Here is a 20147-nt window from a genome sequence, read left to right as displayed (position 1 = left end):
GCCACCTTCTAAAAGTGCGTTGCATGGGCCATTCCTGCAACAGCAAGCGATCTCTGGCGACATCCGGACTGAGGCCTATGGCCTGAGCGCTCAGCGCTACCGGCAGACATTAGAGACTCGTTATGGAACTCCGATTGCGATCAGTGAAAGGCAGTGTTGGGCATTAGCTGCCAATCGTGGATGGCTGCTTTCGCCCTCTAACATGCGTGCGGCTGGTGATACAGGAGTAACGGGCAACCATTGAGATCTCCACCCTTCCGACTGTCTGCTATGGTCGTTAGCAGTCAGTCGCGAATTACTGCTTTCGATCCTTAGCTGACGTTGGTGGAGGGCAGCTTTCGGCCAAAAGCAGCCTATGGAAATGTGTCTACGTAACTCAGGACTGATCGTTCTTGGGAACGCTGTTGAGTGCTACGCTTGTGCTGCGCGGAAGCACGGCAGCCTCTAGTCTCTGACTGAGGCCGCTCTCATGAAACTGCTGTCAGGAAGATCGCATGCATATTGAGCGTCTTGGTTTGGCGAATTTTCGCTGTTTTGGCCCTCAGCAAACCTCTGTTGCTTTAGGACCAAGTCTTGTAGCGTTTGTAGGCGATAACGGCACCGGTAAGACTGCAGTGATGCAAGCTTTACAGCGGTTGTTTGGTGTCACCTCTGAGCAACGACGATTACGCAAGCAAGACTTTCATATTCCCTTTAACGAGACGGAACGACCCGCGGCTCGTACATTGGTGATCGAAGCAATCCTTGCCTTTCCAGAACTCGATGCCGACGCGGAAAACCCTGCCGTACCAGCGTTTTTCAAGAACATGGCGGCCGAGGAGAACGGTAATCTAAAGGTGCGTTTGAGGCTGCACGCAACATGGACGGACGATGGCACCTTGGATGGCGCGATCGAAGAGTCCTACTGCGCCGTGCAGACCTTCGGTGATTTCGAAGCAAGTGACCTTCACCAGCTTCGTGGCTCCGATCGCTCGCGAGTCCAGCTCATCTATATACCGGCAACGCGAGACGGCGCTTCTCAAGTCACTGCTTTTATACGCGGCCGACTTTGGCGCGCAATCAATTGGTCAGAGCAGGTTAAGGATTCATTGACCGACGCTGGCGCTGCCGTGAACCAAGCGTTTTCTGCCGAGGCTGCTGTAGATAGCATTAGCTCCGCAGTCACCCGGCGTTGGCGGCAGCTCCATTCAGCAGGTACCCACACAACCCCGTCTTTCCGGCCTGTAGACACCCGTTGGCAAGAATTCATCAAACGCGTCGAAGTAGTTTTCCTGCCCGCCGAAGACGGACAAGACCGTACATTAGAGGATCTAAGCGACGGCCAGCGTTCTCTGTTCCATATGGCAATGGTCTCAGCAACGCTGGACATTGAGGCGAGACTTGCAGGTAACAATGCTCCAGCAGGCTTCGCTGCTGCTGGTATCGCTCTACCTGCGCTAACCATCGTCGCGCTTGAAGAACCGGAAAACAATTTGGCTCCGTTCTATCTATCTCGCATCATCAATCAGGTCGAAGAAGTCGCCGCGGGGTTAAACGCTCAAGCTTTGGTCTCGAGCCACTCACCCAGCATCCTTGCGCGGATAGAGCCTTCTAGCGTGCGGCACTTCCGGTTGAACCTAGAATTCCGTTACACCGAAGTACGTCAAATCAGTCTGCCTATAGGCGAAGAAGAGGCTTCCAAGTTCGTCCGGGAGGCTGTCCGGGCATATCCCGAACTGTACTTCGCACGCTACGTGATACTTGGTGAAGGTGCTACGGAGGAAGTGGTGCTGCCCATGCTGGCTAAAGCAATGGGCTTCCCAATCGATAGGTCATTCGTTGCTGTAGTACCGCTAGGAGGTCGCCACGTCAATCATCTATGGAGATTGCTAGCTAGTCTCGAAGTACCGTATGCGACATTGCTTGATCTTGACTGGGGACGCAGCGGTGGGGGCTTCGGCCGTATTAAAACTACATGTGAACAACTGCTGAGTTCCGGCGTCACGCCGCAGCGGCTCTTCGGAAATACATTGCATGCTGATGGTCCGGCTGAAAATATAAACCTAATAGCGAACCATCCAGCTGCTGATCTTGCAACTCTGGGCCAATGGACCAGCTGGCTTGAACGGTTTCAAGTATTTTTCTCGGACCCTCTGGACTTGGATTACACCATGCTCAAAGCCTATCCCGAAGCTTATCGGGTCCTTGAACATGGAATGCGTGGACCAGCCCAAGCGGGGGAGCCCCGGGACGCAGTACTCGGCGCAGAAGGCTCTCCAGCCTTTTATGCAGCCGCGGAGGACGACAACCTGAGGTGGTATCGATATCTTTTCTTAGGACGTGGTAAGCCCACTACACATGTAAGAGTTTTGAGCCAAATATCACCCGAAGATTTAGTGGCAGCCATGCCAGAGCCTTTACGACGTCTATTGACAAGAGTTCGCACTACTTTAGAGCAGGTTGAGCAGCAATGAACTGGAGACCCATCCCTATCGAAGAATGGCAACCACGCGGCATACAGAGACTGGAACCCAATGCCTGGATAGCTCTGCGTCGCTTGGAGTCAACATCTGTTGTTGCAGGCCCCGGCGCCGGAAAGTCTGAATTTTTGGCGCAGCGTGCTGCTTACCTTTTGGAGACCGGGTTGTGCATAGCACCCCAGCAGATTCTCGCTATCTCATTCAAAACTGATGCGGCTGCCAATCTCGCAGCTCGTGTTCGCAAGCGGTGCCCACCTCAATTGGCTGCACGATTTAGCTCCCTGACATTTGACGCGTTCACCAAAAGCCTTGTTGATCGCTTTCAAGCTGCGATTCCAGAGCATTGGCGCCCCTCCCGTCCTTATGAGATTAGCTTCCCTAACCGGCGACTAGTACAGGACGAGTTGAATCGTATTCAATTCATGGCTCGGCCAGAGTGGCAAGCGAGAATTGCACAATTATCCGTTGAGCGGTTTGAATCAGAGACGGTAGGTGGTAGTCGCCTAGAAGCAGATGCGCTTCAACAACCTAATACACCGGAGCAGCTAGCGATCTATCAGTGGCTACGGCAGCAGCTATTCGGCGCTAATGTGTCCAAGATGTCGTTCGTAACGTTGAACCGACTTGCCGAGCTGATTATCCGAGCGAATCCCAAGATTGCTCGTGCTCTACGTATGACCTATCCATACGTATTTGTGGACGAATTCCAGGACACATCTTTTGCCCAATACGACTTTTTACTCTCCACTTTTGGTCAAGCGGGAACAGTCGTCACAGCTGTAGGGGACCACAAGCAGAGGATCATGGGATGGGCCGGAGCTCGTAATGATGCCTTTGAGCAATTTGAGGTAGATTTTGCGGCGCAGCGGGTTAACCTGCTTTTTAACTTCAGGTCCTCACCAGAGCTAGTGCGCGTTCAACATTTTGTCGCGCAGGCCCTAGATCCGCAATCTCCGCAGATCCAGTCACAGACTGAGGGCCAGTTGGATAGGGATGTAGTCCAGGTATGGAGATCTCGCTCGACGGCTGTAGAGGGGCAGAGGCTGGCACAATGGATCGCGGCGGACATGGCTGTACGCCAGAAGCAACCTAGCGACTATGTGCTCCTAGTGCGTCAGCGCCCGGATCAGTTTGAGGAGGAACTGAAGCCAATATTTACCGCCGCAGGATTGAGCATCCGAAACGAGAGCAAGGCTATAGGTCGAACAAATGTCCAAGATTTAATGGTCGATGAGGCTACTGCCATAGCTCTGGCAGCGTTAAGGTTGGCTAGCGGTCAACGTAGTGCGGCGGCATGGTCGACCTTTTCCTCGGCTGTTTATGCTATTCGCGGAGTCGACGTAGACGATGAGGTGCGACGATACCGAGTTGATCGGGATATTCAGGACTTCCTTGACGTACTCGGGCAACATATCCGTCCTCGTTTGCCTACGGTAGAGTTGGCATCGGAAATTACGGATCGTATTTTTGCGTTCTTGGATGTTGCATCTATGTCGACTACCTACGCTGCATACGCCCGCAACGACCTTCTCGATATCATGGTGGAAGCGTTCTCACTACACCTCCAGCAGGCTGCCTCCGAGACTGAGACTTGGCCGCGCTGTATTGATCGATTCATAGGTGTGCACGACATTTCAATGATGACTGTGCACAAGAGCAAGGGACTCGAGTTCGATACCGTATTTTTCATCGGACTCGACGATCAATCGTGGTGGAGTCATACGCCACGAAACCCGGAAGGTATAGCAACATTCTTCGTTGCCCTTTCGAGAGCTAAGCAGCGAGCAATCTTCCTTTTTTGCTCCGGCAGAGGCAATCGTGATCGTGTTTCTGAGTTATATCAACTGTTAACCGACGCAGGCGTGGAAGAAATCGAGATTCGCTGAATGCTAGGCGGCAAGATATTTATTTAATTATCATGACCGCAGACTGGACAAATTATAACGTTATGAATTTCAGCGTTGCTCTTCGGGCGCAGGTTATAAGTTGCTCACCTACTGATTCACAATCCTTGGGTTATACCTTGTAGATAGTGTGTGGCTTGTATCAGAAGGAGTAGCGCCCGGAAACGGCCCGTGAACTGCAGCTCTTGGCCAATAGCACCAGTTGGCTCCCACTACCTGTTAGTCACCAATCAGTAGCAATTGAAAACCATAACGCGCGAAAGGGTAAAAAGCGCCACCAACTAAACTATCAAACTGAACGATAAAAATAGTTACCATTGTCACTACAACGGATTTCGAATCCGTTTTCGCCCCTAAATAAATTCTATTGATTTACGAAAAATCCAATAAAATCAATATATTAAACGCATAGCCACACAACAGCACTCCACATGATTTGGGGGATCCATTCCCCCAAAATTCCCCCAAGATCGAGAAATTCCTGATACGTGGGCTGCTTAAACCATCAAAATTCAGACCTGTCTTATTGGACGGAGGCCTGCCAAAAGATAAAACGGTCTCAAGCCAGACAGACTGGCCTTCCCTGCCACGTCGCACCAAAAGGTAGATCCATGAACTCCATACATAGTATCCAGTCCCTGCAGTTGCGTCTGATCGAGTCAGCATCGGTGAGCGAAAGCTGTGCCAGCGATCTGCTGATGATTTTACGTAAGCTCAGCACAGCAGAGGCCACCAGTGTTGTCGGCATCATAAGTCTGCTTCACAGTGAGGCAGGGGCGTTGAGAAAGATATCCAAGGACATCACGCAGCGTTACACAGCTTTGTCGGCCTGCTGAGGTCGACGAACGCTGTGTCAAAACTTCCTGACGCTTTCAGATCAACAGGAACGCCCGCCAGGTACGAAGAAAGGTAACTGCTTGGAAGCGAGGTACATTGCCGGGAGCGCCCCTCATCCCAAACCCAGCTGTTAGCAATTCGCATAATGACTTGGTAAGACCAGTCCGCAGCGCTCGAACCACACGCTGCCTGCAATCTCCCGGGCAAAACCGCAGGGTGTCAAGGCGACGTCAGAATGACCACATAATTACCTTGTGAGAGCTGTTTACCGCCGGCATCAACCAGCGTGTAACGCTGAGTGGTACGGTCAAGTGCGCCAGCGCTGATCACCTGTACAGCCCCCCCTTCGCTTTCCACGCCCTGGACATCGATGTGGCTGCCAAGAGTCCCTGATGGACACTCATCCAGCCGAACCCCCCAATCCCCCGCAGTCCCACGACAGGAAGGCTCAACGATGCTGCCAGTGAACTGCAGCACCCCCGAACTTATATCGCTTTTTGCGTGCACCTGCGCTACCGCCCCCAAGCAGCTCATTGCGCATACTGCAAAGATCTTTATGTTCATTGCTTCACTCCCCAGTGAACCCACTTGCCCTCAGCCTATCCGATAAGTGGTGACAAGCACCGCCCAGGGTGTGAGCCCGCTCACAAAGCGGACAACGAAAAACGGATACACATCGAGACCTTTTAAGAAACGTCTCAAAGCCAGCAGGACTATCAGCTTCTAGCATGGCTCCCGACTACCCCAGTCAGCCTCACCGGAGCCGTTACTTGTCAACGCCGCAGCGCTTCCCCTTGTTTCCGCTCAAGGCCGCCCCCCTACTCGCCTTGTTATGCCTGGCGAGTAGTGCCTGGGCGCAGCTCAAGGTCGAAGGCACCCGCTTGATCTACCTTGGGCAAGACAGGGAAGCCAGCATCAACGTTATCAATCGCAGTGGAGAAGAGACCGTCATGCAGAGCTGGGTCAGCCACCCGCAAGACGGTGACGATATTCCATTCGCCATTGTCCAGCCTCTGACCTTGTTACCCCCGCAAGGCCACCAAATGCTGCGTGTGCTCTATGCCGGTCAGGGCCTGCCCACCGATCGGGAGTCGATGTTCTGGCTGAACATCCTCGAAATTCCGCGCAAGTCCGAACACGCTGACAGCATGCAGTTCGCAATTCGACAACGACTCAAGCTGTTCTATCGCCCAACAGGGCTGCAGGGCTCGACCAGCGATGCAGTGCGAGATTTGCAATGGCATCGGCATTCACAGCGTATCGAAATTAGTAACCGAAGTGCCTTTCACCTCTCGCTGGTGGATCTTGCACTCGAAGGCCCAGGCCTTCATCAGCCCCTAACAGACTACGTGCTGCTACAACCGGGCGCATCAATCACCCTCGACACGCGCTCCCCAGTACCTGCCGGCAGCCGTGTCGCATTCACCGAAATCGCCGACAGCGGCCTGTTGCAGAGCCACAGCGCGTCGCTGCCGTAATGACACCGCCACAGGATGCTCCACATGCCACCGTTCAGGAAACACCTGCTGGGCCTACTACTCATTGCCGCTGCATGCCCCAGCACCAGCTACGCGCTTTCGTGCAAGCTCGACCCCTCCAAGACAGCCGTTTTTAAGGAGGCACTGGGCACCACGCTAGCTGTGCCAGCCGACGCGCCCGACGGCACAATCATCTGGGAGTCGACCGAACGCGCGTTGCCGGTGATCTGTGCGGATGACTACGAGATGGGTCTGGATGAAACCGTCTATTTCTACATCAACCCTGCCAAGGTGAGTGTCGGCCAGGGGATACGAGTGGGTATTCGCTACAGATCACAGGTGATCACCCAAGCCTCGGGGACTATTAGCACGGGCTACAGCTCGTTTTACGGGTGCAACTGGGCCAACTGCACAGGGTGGGACAAAGCAAGATTCACCCTGAACTTCAGTGTGTTCATTGAAAAATTCGGCAAAACGCCAGCCAACGGACAGGCCAGTACCGCAAGCGAGTACCGAGTTTTTCAACTGGACGGCAAGGGTGGTCTGAACCCAAAGCCTGACAGCAACCTAAACTATGTCATCACCGGCATGAACAACATCCGCTTCGTTCCCTGCTCACCTGAACTGACCATCACACCGTCCGTGGTCAACTTCCGCCGAGCCCTGACCAGTTCGGCGCAAGTTGGCCAAGTTGCCAGTTCAGCCAACTTCAGCCTCGACCTGATCAGAAACTGCGACACCCCCTATGCGGTCAACGCCCGCTTCACACCCGTCGCGGGCACGGCAAGCGTCATCGACAAATTGCTAGTACCCACCCAGAACACCTCCGTAGGTATCGCTCTGACGCGTCAGGACAGCAATCAGCCGGTCCCCTTCGGGGACTGGTTCAAGCTCAGCGAGCTGACGACGCCCGGGTTGATCCGCAACGAATTCCGCGCCGACCTGGTCTGGCGTGCCCCGGCAACCGCCGGTGCGTTCGAAGCCTCGGCCCTCGTCGAGCTGTTTTTCAAGTAGCCAAGGTTTAAGGATCGTCTGATGTCGTACTGCCACCCCCGTATCTAAAGTCGCCTCATGCGACTGAAAACCTACCTGCAACAGATCAATCCACTGTTCTCCAACCCGGAAGCCGCCCGCCACCTGCTTCGCTTGCTGGCGCTGGTGCTGTCGGCGGGCATACTCGGTGGCGCCTACAGCTTTCTGCTACTCAGCTTTAATACCGACATATCCCAGCGCCGCGGCTACATGAGCAGTGCGATTGCCGAGGCGCACACATTCTTCACCAACCGTGAAGCGCTGCTGGAAAGCCTGACCCTCTCGGCCATTACCCGAACGGCACCAAGTGGCACGCACATAACGCAGACGCCCAGCGAGGAAGTGCACCTGCTACTGGGCAACAAACCGGGCCAGCAATGGAGCCTGTGGCTGAGCCAACGCATGTGCGACTACTTGCGCACCAAGCAGGTCAACCTGCTGTACGTTGGTGCCGGCCCTCAGGCCCAGGCACGCTGGCTATACAGCACCATTGCGCACGCGCACACCCCCTCCATGGCGCTGCTGGAGCGCTTGCGAACCGAACAAAAGCGTCTGCCCACAACAGTCAATGAGCTATGGTTGGCCGACAAGGATGAGCAGCACACGCACCTCTACATTTTCCAGCGCCTGGACCGGCGCGACCCAGACTCAGGCTGGCTGGGCCTGGAGATCGACAGCCGTGAAGTTTCCCCGACCCTGGATGATGCGAGTTCGGGTAAGTTCATGATGTACAACGCCGATGGCATGCTGGTCTTCAGCAACAGCTCTGACCAGGCACTGAGCCAGATGTTGCGAGCCCACCAGGGCAGTGACTTTTTCGGCTTCATCGGCCAGGGGTTACTACCGGAGTACCTGGTCATCAACAAACCGTTGATGTCGTCGGACTGGCAGCTGGTATATGGGATCGACCTGCTTTCCATTCTCTCGGAGCTCTGGGTGCAGTTGCTGGGCGCCCTGCTATTCTGCCTGCTCAGCATCAGCCTGATGCTGTTGTTGATCCGCCGCTTCGAACAACGGTTCATCACCCCGACGGTGCAACGCATACGGGCATTGGTTGAGAGCGAGCTATTCAACCGTGACGTGATCGAGACCGCACCGGTCGCCCTGTGCGTCCTGCGTCGCAGCGACGGCCAGGTAGTGTTGGAAAATCATTTGGCACAGCAGTGGCTGGGCGAAGCCCGCGTATCACGCAGCGCGGCCTGGATTGATCAGGCGTTCGCCGTGCCAAATGTCGCGGGCAGCGATTACTTCGAAACCAGTGATGGCCGGCATCTCTACCTCAGCTGTGCGCCGACCCGCTACAAAGGCGAGGACGTGGTGCTCTGCGTCTTCAGCGATATCAGTGCACGCAAGCAGATCGAAGCAGCGCTGGAGGATGCCCGACGCTCGGCCGACAGTGCCAACGAAGCCAAGACCCAGTTCCTGGCCACCATGAGCCACGAGATCCGCACGCCCCTGTACGGTGTGCTAGGCACTTTGGAACTGCTGTCACGCACCGCGCTCGATGGGCAACAACGCGACTACCTGCAAGCAATCGAAGGCTCGTCGGCGACACTGCTGCAACTGATCTGCGATGTACTCGACGTGTCGAAGATCGAGGCCGGTCAATTGGCTTTGGAGCACAGCGAGTTCTGCGTCCCGGAGCTGGCCATGGAAGTAATTCAGAGTTACAGCGCAGCGGCCAGGAACAAAGGCTTACAGCTTTATGGCTGCTTGGATCCGCACCTACCCGAACGTTTGCTCGGCGACGTCAACCGGATCCGCCAGATACTCAACAACCTCCTAAGCAATGCCGTGAAATTTACCGACTGTGGACGGGTGGTGCTGCGGGCCAAACTGCTCCATCGCGAGGGCGAGCGTTCGTCCATATTGTGGCAGGTCGCAGACACTGGCAAAGGTATTGCCGAGCAGGATCACGCATCAATTTTTGACCCCTTCTACCAAAGTGGCGGTCATACACAGCTAGTTCCCGGTACGGGTCTGGGACTCGCTATATGCCAGCGCCTGACGCAATTAATGAATGGCCAGCTGCGCCTCGTCAGCGAATTGGGCCTGGGCAGCAGTTTTAGCCTGACCTTGCCGCTGGAGGTCGTATCCGCGGGTGGCGCCCCGGCCCTTGCACCCTTCAACCTGTTGGCGGAACGCATCCAGGTGGTCTCGCCAATCCACGAACTAGCCGAAACCTTCGCAGGCTGGCTGTGCCGCTGGGGCGCACGCGCCCAAATCGGCGTGATGTCCACCGGCAGCCACGCCCCTCCCGGACTGCTGCTTGAGCTCCATCCCGGCAGTTTCGATCAGTGGCTGGTGGCAGATTGGGAAGGCCCGCGTATCGTGGCCAGTGCATTTGGCGGCTGGGAGGCTCGCAATGATGCCGGCCAATGGCAGGTGAACCTTAACGATCTGGGCGCGCTTCATCACGCTATCAGTCAGGCCCAAGGCCTGCATCGCCCCCGCAGCGTACTCTCGGCGAGCACCGACGCGCCGGAACCACTCGGGCTACATGTGCTGGTTGCCGAGGATAATGTCATCAACCAATTGATCTTACGCGATCAGCTCGAAGAGCTGGGCTGCAGCGTGGCCTTGACCTGCAATGGCGATCAGGCCTTGCAGAGCTGGCAGCGCGAGCAATTCGACTTGGTTCTGACCGACGTCAACATGCCGATCATGAATGGCTATGAACTTGCCCGATCCCTGCGCAAGCAAGGTTGCAATCTGCCCATCATCGGTGCCACCGCCAACGCACTGCGCGGTGAGGAAGAGCTGTGTCTGGCCGCCGGCATGGACCGCTGCCTGATCAAACCTTTCACCCTACAAGCCCTGTTTAACTGCCTGGCCGCGTATAGAGGTAGCCGTTTTGAAGTCCTTTAACATCCTGATCGTCGAAGACCACCCGTTCCAGCATATGTACTTGCAGCACCTGTTCACCGAACTGGGCTCTTTCAGGCTGGAGGCGGCACGTGATGGTCAGGAAGCGCTGGAGCGCCTACGTCAACAGAATTTCGACCTGGTGCTGACCGACCTATTGATGCCGGGCATGGACGGCGTTCAGTTCATCCAGCACCTAACCGGCCTGCCGCACAAACCGGGCCTAGCGATCATGAGTGCCGCCTCGCGGCGCATGCTCATGGCGGCGAGCCTCGTGGCCAAGAACCTCGGAGTAGACGTTCTCGGACTGATCTCCAAACCAGTCGAGCCCGCTGCCTTGCGCAGCCTCATCGATCAACTACAGTTGCGCCAGCAAGCTACCGTGCAAGATAAGCCGGCCACCCTCGAGTTCAACCGGCAGACATTAGTTGATGCTCTGAACAACCACGCGTTTCAGGCTTGGTTCCAGCCCAAGAAGTCCCTACACAATGGCCGTATTGTGGCGGCCGAGGCACTGGTGCGCTGGATGCACCCGGAGCAAGGTGTGCTTTTGCCCAGCGCCTTTCTCCCGACCCTCAACGCCTTCGGCCTGGAGGAGCGCCTATTGTGGGTGATGCTCAAACAGGCCATGGATGCGCAGACGCGTTGGCGCGAGCAAGGTTACGATATCCCAGTTTCAATCAATCTACCGACCCACCTACTGAACAGCCACGACCTGGCCGACCGACTTCTGGAATTCGTTCTGCATCACCAGGGGGTGCCCGGTAAACTTTGCTTCGAGCTAATGGAGTGTTCGGTTCCGAAGGACCTGAGCAACTTCTACGCAGGTGCCTGCCGCCTGCGAATGAAAGGCTTCGGTCTGTCTCAGGATGACTTTGGCAAGGGCTATAGCTCATACATGAGTCTCGTATCGACCCCTTTCACGGAACTGAAAATCGATCGGGCGCTGGTACAACGCTGCAATGAAAGCGAAAGCTTGTCCTCGGCGCTAGCCAGCATCGTCGCCCTCGGACGCAAGCTCGGCCTCACTGTGGTCGCCGAAGGCGTCGAAACCCCCCAAGAGCTTGAGTTGCTGCGCAAGGTCGACTGCAATCAGGTACAAGGCTTCCTAATCTCCCATGCCGTATCGGCGGACCAGTTCCAGCGCCTCCTACGCAGCGACGGCCCTCCATTGACTTTTTAACCTATTGCAAGTCGCTGTAGAGGCCGAGCATCGGAGGTAGTATCCATTTGATATCGACGCCCTCCAGGTCTTGTGGATCCCGTTTTCCATGAAAAAGTACAACGCCTTGTTGGACAATCTAGCCCGCAGCTCATTGCGCCTGAACAAAGGCATGACCGCGCTGCTGGGGCTGGCCCTACTACTGATTGCTTTCGGCATCTGGTCACTCCAGCGCCTGGTCGACGAACACAACGACACGGTGAACATTCACTTCGCCCGGCTGATGGAGAACATCCGCGAGCAGGAGTACTTCCTGAGGACCCTTGTGCGGCAAAGCGTCGAAGGTCAGTTGCTGGAGCGCCATCGCCCGTTGGATGCAGCGTTGACGCCGTTGCCCGAAGAAGGACAGGGGATTTTCCAGGGGCAGGCATTCCCGTTTACCCTGCCATTCAGCGTCAAGCTCGACTCAGAGCGGGTGAATAGCAGCGAAATGCCACTCATCTTCAGCCAGGGCGCAAACCTAGCAGCCTTCTACAGTAGCTTCTGGTCTGCTGCCCATTACCGCTCACCCCAGGTGTTCCTGTTCTCGCCAAGCATGCACTACGATATTGCTGTGCCCGCAGCCGGTCGTGGACGGGGTCAAACAATAAGTGGCAACGAGCCATTCTTGGAAGTGGTCGAGCAGGTGGCCACGCGAATGCCCGAAGAGAGCGCCTGGTCGCAGGATGACTCGGTAATCTGGCGCAGCTACGTCCCTCATCCCGACCATGCATCTCCAGCTCGGTTACTGGCGTATGCCAGTGTTCCCTCGAACCCGACGCGCGCGGGCGCTGGCAGGTTCCAAATAGCGTCGCTGGTCGACCTAGCCCAGATCAACGACTTCGAACGCATCATGGCCTGGACCGTGTATGACCGCTTTACGCTGATCACTCCGTCCGGCAGGGTACTCATTGGCGACGCCCTACCACTTGCTGACCTGCACGAAGGCTTGAATTTCAAGGCAAACGGCCTGGTATTTCACCTGAATGAACACGCAAGCGGCGGGTGGAGCGCGGTGTACACCGTGACATACCAGCATTTCTTCCGCTACGCCTTCTGGTCGCTGGTCAGCCTGGCCGTAATCTTCCTCGTCATTTTCGGGCTGGGCCGGCTGGCCATCCGCTGGTACCAGTGGCGGGTCATTATTCCTGCGCGCGCCGCACACGCAACCATCACCGAGAGCGAGGCCTTCAGCCGTGTGGTCATAGACACCGCCCCCACCGGCCTGTGCGTAGTGCGTAACGCCGACCACACCTTGCTACTGGAAAACCAGTGTGCTCAACAATGGGACAGCACCGGTGAGCTGATCAAAACGCTTGCACCTCAGTTGGACAACATATGCAGCGGAGAAGATCACGTGCGAATCGACGGTCGCCATTTCAAAGTTGGCTTCGTCTCGACTCGCTATCAAGGTGAAGACGTCAAGCTGCTGGCCTTCAACGATGTCACTCACCACATCCAAGACGCACAGGCTCTAGAAGATGCCCGCCGCGCCGCCGACGCTGCGAACCAGGCGAAGACCTTGTTCCTAGCGACCATGAGCCATGAAATCCGCACCCCACTATACGGCGTACTGGGTACACTCGAACTGCTAGGACTGACACAACTGGATAGCCGTCAGCAAGGCTACCTGCATACCATTCAGCGCTCCTCAGCAACCTTGTTTCAGCTGATCAGCGACGTGCTTGATGTGTCCAAAATCGAATCTGGCCAGATGGCCTTGGAGCCCGTGGCATTCTGCCCACTGGACATGCTTGAGGACACCCTGCGCACCTACTGCGCTTTTGCCGAGCGCAAAGGCCTGCTGCTTTATGCATGCACCGATGCCCGCCTGCCTGCCCAAATAGTGGGCGATCCGATACGCATCCGGCAGATTCTCAACAACCTGCTAAGCAACGCTATCAAGTTCACTGATACTGGTCGGGTAGTGCTACGTACTCGCGTACTGGCTATCGATGCCGCCCAGGTCAGCCTAGAATGGCAGGTGACCGACAGCGGTATCGGTATCTCTGAAGCCCAACAGGCCCGGCTCTTTGAGTTGTTCTATCAAGTCATGGATGCCACCAGCGAGGGTGGCGCAGGCCTAGGCCTGCCGATCTGTGGCTGGCTGGCTGACATGATGGGTGGGCAAATTAAGGTGGTGAGCGAACCGGGCCTGGGCAGTAGTTTCTCACTCAAAGTCAGCTTGCCATTGGCACACGGTGAGCTGGGCGACTGCCCGTCGCTGGCGCCCGAGCCGACCCCGGTGTATGTCCGTGCTCCAATACCAGAGTTGGCACAGCATTGCGTCGACTGGCTCCAGCGGCTGGGCATCGCCGCAACCCTGACGATCCCATCCCAGGAGCAGGACAACGCCCAGGCCCTAGTGGTAGACATGCTCGACTGCACGAACGCCGAACCTTGGCAAGGCCAGCGGATCTGCGCCAGTAGCGACGGGCCCGTGCCCGGCGAATTCAAGAACGACCGCTGGCATGTGAACATGCACGACGTTCGCGCAATCGCCCGAGTCATAGGCCAGGTCCGCCTCGGCGATACGACAGAAAACCATGTGATAACGCAGCAGCAACACGCCGCCCTAAGCCTGCATGTCCTCGTAGCAGAGGACAATCCGATCAACCAGGCCATTCTGAAGGAACAGCTAGAAGCGCTCGGCTGCAGCACGGTGGTTGCTGCCAACGGCGAGCAAGCCATGCAGCAGTGGCAACCTGGCCTATTCGATGTGGTGTTGACCGACGTGAACATGCCCTTGATGAACGGCTACGAACTAGCCAGGACACTGCGTCAGCTCGACACACAGATATCGATCATTGGCGTTACCGCCAATGCGCTACGCGAAGAAGGCCAACGCTGCCTCGAAATGGGTATGAATGCTTGGATGGTCAAACCGTTGAGCCTGCATGCACTGCGCACCCACCTAGTGCGACTGTGCCGGCCGGCCTCGCTCAACCTCAATGTCAACGTCGGTGACGAGCACAAGCCCCTCAGTGCCCCCACGCCCGCCGACACAGTGCAACTATCTCCGGCGATGCGCACACTATTCGTAAGCACCATGCAGGACGATATGAATCACCTGCTCCAAGCCCTGGAGCAGCGCAACAGCCAGCGCCTCGTCGAACGCTTGCACAGCATTTCAGGCGCACTGGGCGCAGTCCAAGCTCGAGCCCTTGCCGAGCAGTGCCTTGCCCTGGAAAACGCACTGCTCGGCGCGCCAATCGATGCATCTCTGGTCGAGCGCGTGGACGAGGTGTTGGCCAGGTTGACGGCAATCCTCGCCTCTCTCGAATAGAATCCACCTTGGCACCGAACACCAATGGAATACCCCTCCCATTCGCACCGGCTAACGGGTCGTCTTTAATGGAAAAACTCAAGGTCATCATCGCTGACGATCATCCCATCGTGCTGCTCGGCGTGCGCGAACTGGTCGAGCGTGACCCGCGTTTCCGCGTGGTCGGTGAAGCGGTTTGCTCGCAAGGGCTTATCGAGCTGCTCGAACGCCAGGCGGTGGACGTAGTCATTTCCGACTACAATATGCCGGCCGACTCGCCATATGGTGACGGCCTGAAACTGATCGACTATCTCAAGCGCCACTACCCGGCGGTACGCATCCTGGTACTGACCATGATTTCCAACCCACTGATTCTGACACGACTGCATGAACTTGGGGTCGAGGGTGTCATCCAGAAGAACCAGCTGCACAGTGAAATAGAAAAAGCCCTTAACGCAATCGCTCGTAATAATACGTACCGCTCACAGGAACCCACAAGAAACTCGGTCATTGCCTCTACTACCGCAATCGATCAACGGGTCGAGAGCCTGTCCCCCAAAGAGTTCGAAATATTACGCCTGTTTGTCGCCGGGCAAAGTGTTAGTGAGATTGCCCGCAGCCAAAACCGCAGCACCAAGACCATCAGCGCGCAAAAAATTTCCGCCATGCGTAAACTGGACGTTACCAGCGATCAGGAACTATTGGCCTACTGTCTAGCCGGTAACATTTTCAATTGAACAAGTGGCATCAGGCTATCATTAAGATTCGTCTGATGTCCCCGTTACGCCATGCGACCTATCGTAAGCGTGCATTTTACATGCAGCACTTACCCATAATCGCATGGACATCAACATGAAAAAGTTTTCCTTGGCCGCATTGACCCTGTCGCTGATCACCGCTTCCGCTGGCGCCTTTGCCGCAGAACCTGCAGGCCCGGTCAAAGGTGGCAGCGGCAAAATCGCATTCACCGGCGTAATCAACAATGACGCTTGTTCGGTCGACGGCGCCAATGCCGACCGCGTAATCGCCGTGGATATGGGAACCGTCTCGATCAAGGACATGGGCACCGCCGAAAACCCGGCATCGGGCCGCGTCACTGGCAAGGACTTCAACCTCAACGTCAACTGCAACGTGGGCACCAAGGTGTCCATGGTCTTCGACGCCAACAGCGGCGGTTCGGGCCTAGTGACCGGCAAAAAAGTCCTGGCGCTGACTAAGGGCACCGGTACGGCCGCCAACGTCGGCATCGCCCTGCTCGACCCCGCCGGCAACCTGATCGACTTGAGCTCGGCCGCCACCGCGAAGATCCAAAGCGACGTGCACGGTACCGGCGCAGAGGGCGGGGACGCAACTCTGAGCTTCTCCGCAGCCTACGTGACCACCGGCGCCGCCGGTACCGCCACCGCCGGTCGTGGTGACGCCACCCTGCCGTTCATCCTGCAATACGAGTAACCACCTAGCAGGTGTTCCATGCGCGAGGCCGAACAGGCCTCGCCATTTCTTCATACCGCAAGGTGCCCCGCCATGCTGTTTCGTTCTGTTTGTTCCGTTCTCGGGTTGCTGGGCATGCTCATCGCCGCCCAGGCAACTGCAAGCATTTCCCTAAGCGCCACTCGCGTCGTGTTCGACGGTGCACATAAAGAAGCAAACGTCACCGTGCGCAACGGCAACCAAGAAGTCCTGGTGCAATCCTGGGTAGATAGCGGCGACAGTGAGCTGGCACAAGTGCCATTCGCCATTACCCCGCCGCTGGCCAGGGTATTGCCCAAGCAAGAGCAACTACTGCGCATTCTTTATGAAGGCCAAGGCCTGCCGACTGATCGTGAATCGGTGGTCTGGCTGAACGTCCAGGAAATCCCACAAGCCAGTGGTCAGGCCAACACCCTGCAACTAGCCGTACGCCAGCGTATCAAGATTTTTTTCCGCCCCGCAAATTTGCCCGGCAATGCCCTATTGGCGCCGGAACAATTGGTCTGGAAAATAACCCCGAACGGGGATAAAGCGCAACTGACAGTTAAAAACCCCAGCCTCTATCACGTATCCATGGCTGATATCGAGGTTAAGTCAGGTAAAAAAACTATCTTCATCGCCGACTCGACAATGATCGCGCCCGGCACTCAGAAAACTTTCACGTCAGCACTTTCGCCCGCGCAAAGCACGATGACACTTACATTTAAGAATATTAACGACTATGGCGCCCAACATAAATACTCAGTGCAACTGAGCACTACCCAAGCCGCTAACGCCAAACCCGCAGAAACCACTATCGCCTTCTGAAAATTATCGCGCCCTACCTCGTGCCGCCGGTTTGCGTGCGGCCTCCCTGCGCCCAGTCCGTGCCGGGACATGAAATAGGTTCCTCGTATGTCTCTGTCCATCGCAGCTCGCCCCGTACGCGGCGCCGACGCAGGCGCGCGCGCGTTCAATCGCAGCACACCTCGCCCGACCTGGCAGCGCAACGCCCTGTCTCTGGTCATATGCACCGCCCTGCCCGGACTGGCTGCCGCCGACGCCGACATGCAAATGCAAGGTTTCAACACCACCTTCCTGCAAGGCGCACAATCCGCTGTCGACCTGCAACTGCTGCTATCGGCCAACAGCGTACTGCCGGGCAGCTATCGAGTGGACTTGTACAGCAACGAGGTGCTGGTGGGCCGACGTGACATCGATTTCAATCGCAATGAGCAGACGGGGCGCGTTGAGCCGTGCCTGACCCTTGAGCTACTTGAGCAACTGGGCATCGACATGGACAAGCTCAAGGCACAGGGGCGCCTGAACACCGAGCAAGCCTGCCATGACCTGCCGACACTCATCGACCAGGCAAGCCTGAGCTACGACTCGAACCGCCTGCGCCTGGCCGCGAGCATCCCGCAAGTTGCGATGAAGCACGGTCTGCGCGGCTACGTCGACCCGCAACTGTGGGATGCCGGAGTGTCCGCAGCGTTCGTCAACTACCAATTCAACACCAGCCGCAGCGCCAGCGACGACCAGACCCGCACCGCCAACAACCTGAGCCTGCGCAATGGCCTAAACCTGGGCGGATGGCGACTGCGAAACGAGTCGAACTTCAGCAGCGGCACCGGCCGGCCGGATACGTTCAAAAGCAACCGCAGTTACCTGCAGCACGACGTGACCGCGCTGAAGGGCCAGTTCAGCGCCGGCGAAATATTCACCGACTCCGACCTGTTCGACAGCGTGCGCTACCGGGGGCTGAAACTGGCCTCGGACGAAGGCATGCGTGCAGACAGTGAACGCGGTTATGCGCCAGTGGTACGCGGCGTGGCACAGACCAGCGCCACGGTCGAGATCCGCCAGAACAACTACGTGCTGTATACCACCAACGTGCCACCCGGGCCGTTCGAGATCAGCGACATCTACCCCAGCGGCTCCAACGGTGACCTCGAAATCACCATCATCGAGGCCGATGGTCGTCGGCGGACCAGCGTGCAGGCGTTCTCCAGCCTGCCTCTGATGGTGCGCAGCGGCCAGGTCAAGTACAGCCTGTCCACAGGGCGCTACAACAGCAACAGCGAAGGCTTGGCCACGCCGCAGATGCTCAGCACTACGCTGGCCTACGGTCTGTCCAACACCTTAACCGGCGTCATCGGCCTGCAAGCCACCGATGACTACAAGGCACTGGCCGTAGGGAGCGGCCTGAACACCCTGCTGGGCGCGTTTTCCCTAGATATCACCCATTCCTCAAGCAAAGCTCAAGGCGAGACCACCCAAGGCAACAGCCTGCGGGCGCTGTACGCCAAGACATTCACTGGCACCGACACCAACTTCACCCTAGCCGCATACCGCTACTCTACCGAGGGCTTTCGCAGCCTCACCAACCATATCGAGGACCTCAGCACCGATGTGCGCAAGCGCAGCGGCAACTCCAAAACCCGCACCGACCTGACCGTCAACCAGAGCCTGGGGCGCAATCGCGAGTTCGGCAGCCTATACCTAACCGCCATCGACCAGCGTTACTGGAACCGCGGCGGCTCACAGAGCGTTTCTGCCGGCTACAGCAACAACTGGGGAGATGTGACATACAACGTCGACGTCAGCCGAACCAAGGACCTGGGCACCTCAGGCCCATCAAGCGACGACACTCAGTTCAACCTCTCGGTGTCGTTCCCGCTGGGCAGTCGCGTGCGAGCACCGCGTGCGTTCGTCACCACAAGCACGCAGAAGGGTAACGCCACCACCCAGGCGGGCATCAATGGCTACCTGTCTGAAAACAGCGACACTTTCTACTCGATACAGGGCGGCCACAGCCGCACCAGCGGCAGTTCCGCCTCGGCCAACCTGAACACCCGCACCTCGGTGGCCGATATCAGCCTGGGCTACAGTCAAGGACGCGGCTACGACTCGCAGAACCTGAACCTCGCCGGTGCGGTGGTGGCTCACCAAGGCGGCATAAACCTTGGCCAGACCGTAAGCGAGACATTCGCTTTGGTAGAAGTCCCCGGGGTGACGGGCGCAAAAGTCAGCAGCTACAGCGGTGTTGAAACCGGGCGCAACGGTTATGCGGTGATCCCCAATGCACAGCCGTACCGGGTCAACTGGATCAGCCTAGACACCCGCGACCTGGGCGGCGACATCGAGATCGACAACGCCACCCAGCAGCTAGTACCGCGCCGCGGCGCCGTGGTGGTTGCCCGCTATACCGGTAAAAGCGGGCGCCGCGTTCAGTTCGAGTTATTCGACAGTGTCGGCGAACGAATGCCGTTTGGTGCTTCGGTGGAGGATGGTGAGGGCAAACAACTGGCAATTGCCGACCCGAGCGGCAAGGCGTTGGTGCTGGTGGAACAGGATCAGGGCAATCTGATCATTAAGTGGGGCGAGACCCAGTGCACGGCGCCCTACCAGTTGCCGGCGCGCGACAAGGCTGTGAACTATGAACGCCAGCACCTGGTATGCCAGCCGTGATAGCCAGGTCCCTGGCCACCGCGCCGGTCAGCAATGGAGCGCAGCTCTCCCCTAACTCACAAAATGCGATTTTTTTTAATTTCGCGGGTGTGTGAAAACGGCTGGGCGATCGGTGGAGGAAGGCAAAAGCTGTAGAGATTTACCCTGCCCCCCCTTCTCGCCGTATTTTGGCCGATTTTCCGCGCT

The 20147-nt window shown here is 57.1% G+C and carries 13 protein-coding genes; 12 read left to right on the top strand and 1 reads right to left on the bottom strand.

Going from position 1 to position 20147, the window contains the following annotated elements; genetic code table 11:
• The first annotated feature begins 494 nt into the window (after positions 1–494).
• The 3 genes from DFS21_RS15625 to DFS21_RS15615 all read left to right on the top strand — a co-directional run bounded on the left by DFS21_RS15625 (position 495) and on the right by DFS21_RS15615 (position 5199).
• A complete protein-coding gene (locus tag DFS21_RS15625; protein WP_111532634.1) occupies positions 495–2453 on the top strand; it encodes an ATP-dependent endonuclease in 1959 nt (652 codons plus the stop codon).
• Positions 2450–4345 (top strand): UvrD-helicase domain-containing protein, encoded by a 1896-nt coding sequence (locus DFS21_RS15620; protein ID WP_111532633.1) that lies wholly within the window; start codon positions 2450–2452, stop codon positions 4343–4345. The genes DFS21_RS15625 and DFS21_RS15620 overlap by 4 nt, the downstream gene beginning before the upstream one ends.
• A 629-nt stretch (positions 4346–4974) precedes the next feature.
• Complete coding sequence (locus tag DFS21_RS15615) at positions 4975–5199, top strand: hypothetical protein (protein WP_111532632.1); 225 nt, start codon at positions 4975–4977, stop codon at positions 5197–5199.
• Positions 5200–5419: 220 nt separating this feature from the next.
• Here DFS21_RS15615 and DFS21_RS15610 read toward each other — a convergent pair whose 3' ends face one another.
• Positions 5420–5764 (bottom strand): hypothetical protein, encoded by a 345-nt coding sequence (locus DFS21_RS15610; protein WP_256591397.1) that lies wholly within the window; start codon positions 5762–5764, stop codon positions 5420–5422.
• A gap of 206 nt (positions 5765–5970) precedes the next feature.
• Here DFS21_RS15610 and DFS21_RS15605 point away from each other — a divergent pair, with 206 nt between their 5' ends.
• The 9 genes from DFS21_RS15605 to DFS21_RS15565 all read left to right on the top strand — a co-directional run bounded on the left by DFS21_RS15605 (position 5971) and on the right by DFS21_RS15565 (position 19961).
• Entirely contained in the window at positions 5971–6678 is a 708-nt protein-coding gene (locus DFS21_RS15605; protein WP_256591396.1) for a molecular chaperone, read from the top strand.
• Positions 6679–6702: 24 nt separating this feature from the next.
• Entirely contained in the window at positions 6703–7692 is a 990-nt protein-coding gene (locus DFS21_RS15600) for a fimbrial protein (RefSeq protein WP_111532630.1), read from the top strand.
• Between the two features lie 57 nt (positions 7693–7749).
• A complete protein-coding gene (locus DFS21_RS15595; protein WP_111532629.1) occupies positions 7750–10578 on the top strand; it encodes an ATP-binding protein in 2829 nt (942 codons plus the stop codon).
• Entirely contained in the window at positions 10565–11758 is a 1194-nt protein-coding gene (locus tag DFS21_RS15590) for an EAL domain-containing protein (RefSeq protein ID WP_111532628.1), read from the top strand. The genes DFS21_RS15595 and DFS21_RS15590 overlap by 14 nt, the downstream gene beginning before the upstream one ends.
• Positions 11759–11846: 88 nt before the next feature.
• The gene (locus DFS21_RS15585) at positions 11847–15062 is read left to right on the top strand and encodes a hybrid sensor histidine kinase/response regulator (RefSeq protein WP_111532627.1); all 3216 of its coding nucleotides are present in this window, start codon (positions 11847–11849) and stop codon (positions 15060–15062) included.
• A gap of 68 nt (positions 15063–15130) precedes the next feature.
• On the top strand, positions 15131–15778 hold the full coding sequence (locus DFS21_RS15580; protein ID WP_111532626.1) for a response regulator: 648 nt from the start codon (positions 15131–15133) through the stop codon (positions 15776–15778).
• Between the two features lie 115 nt (positions 15779–15893).
• The gene (locus DFS21_RS15575) at positions 15894–16493 is read left to right on the top strand and encodes a fimbrial protein (protein WP_111532625.1); all 600 of its coding nucleotides are present in this window, start codon (positions 15894–15896) and stop codon (positions 16491–16493) included.
• A gap of 72 nt (positions 16494–16565) precedes the next feature.
• Entirely contained in the window at positions 16566–17318 is a 753-nt protein-coding gene (locus DFS21_RS15570; protein WP_111532624.1) for a molecular chaperone, read from the top strand.
• Between the two features lie 87 nt (positions 17319–17405).
• Positions 17406–19961, top strand: a complete 2556-nt coding sequence (locus tag DFS21_RS15565; RefSeq protein ID WP_111532623.1) for a fimbria/pilus outer membrane usher protein — start codon at positions 17406–17408, stop codon at positions 19959–19961.
• Positions 19962–20147: the final 186 nt, after the last annotated feature.

Source organism: Pseudomonas sp. 2848 (assembly GCF_003253945.1).
Classification (GTDB): domain Bacteria; phylum Pseudomonadota; class Gammaproteobacteria; order Pseudomonadales; family Pseudomonadaceae; genus Aquipseudomonas.
The sequence above is the reverse complement of the archived record's forward strand: the minus strand, read 5'-3'. Positions and strand labels throughout refer to the sequence as shown.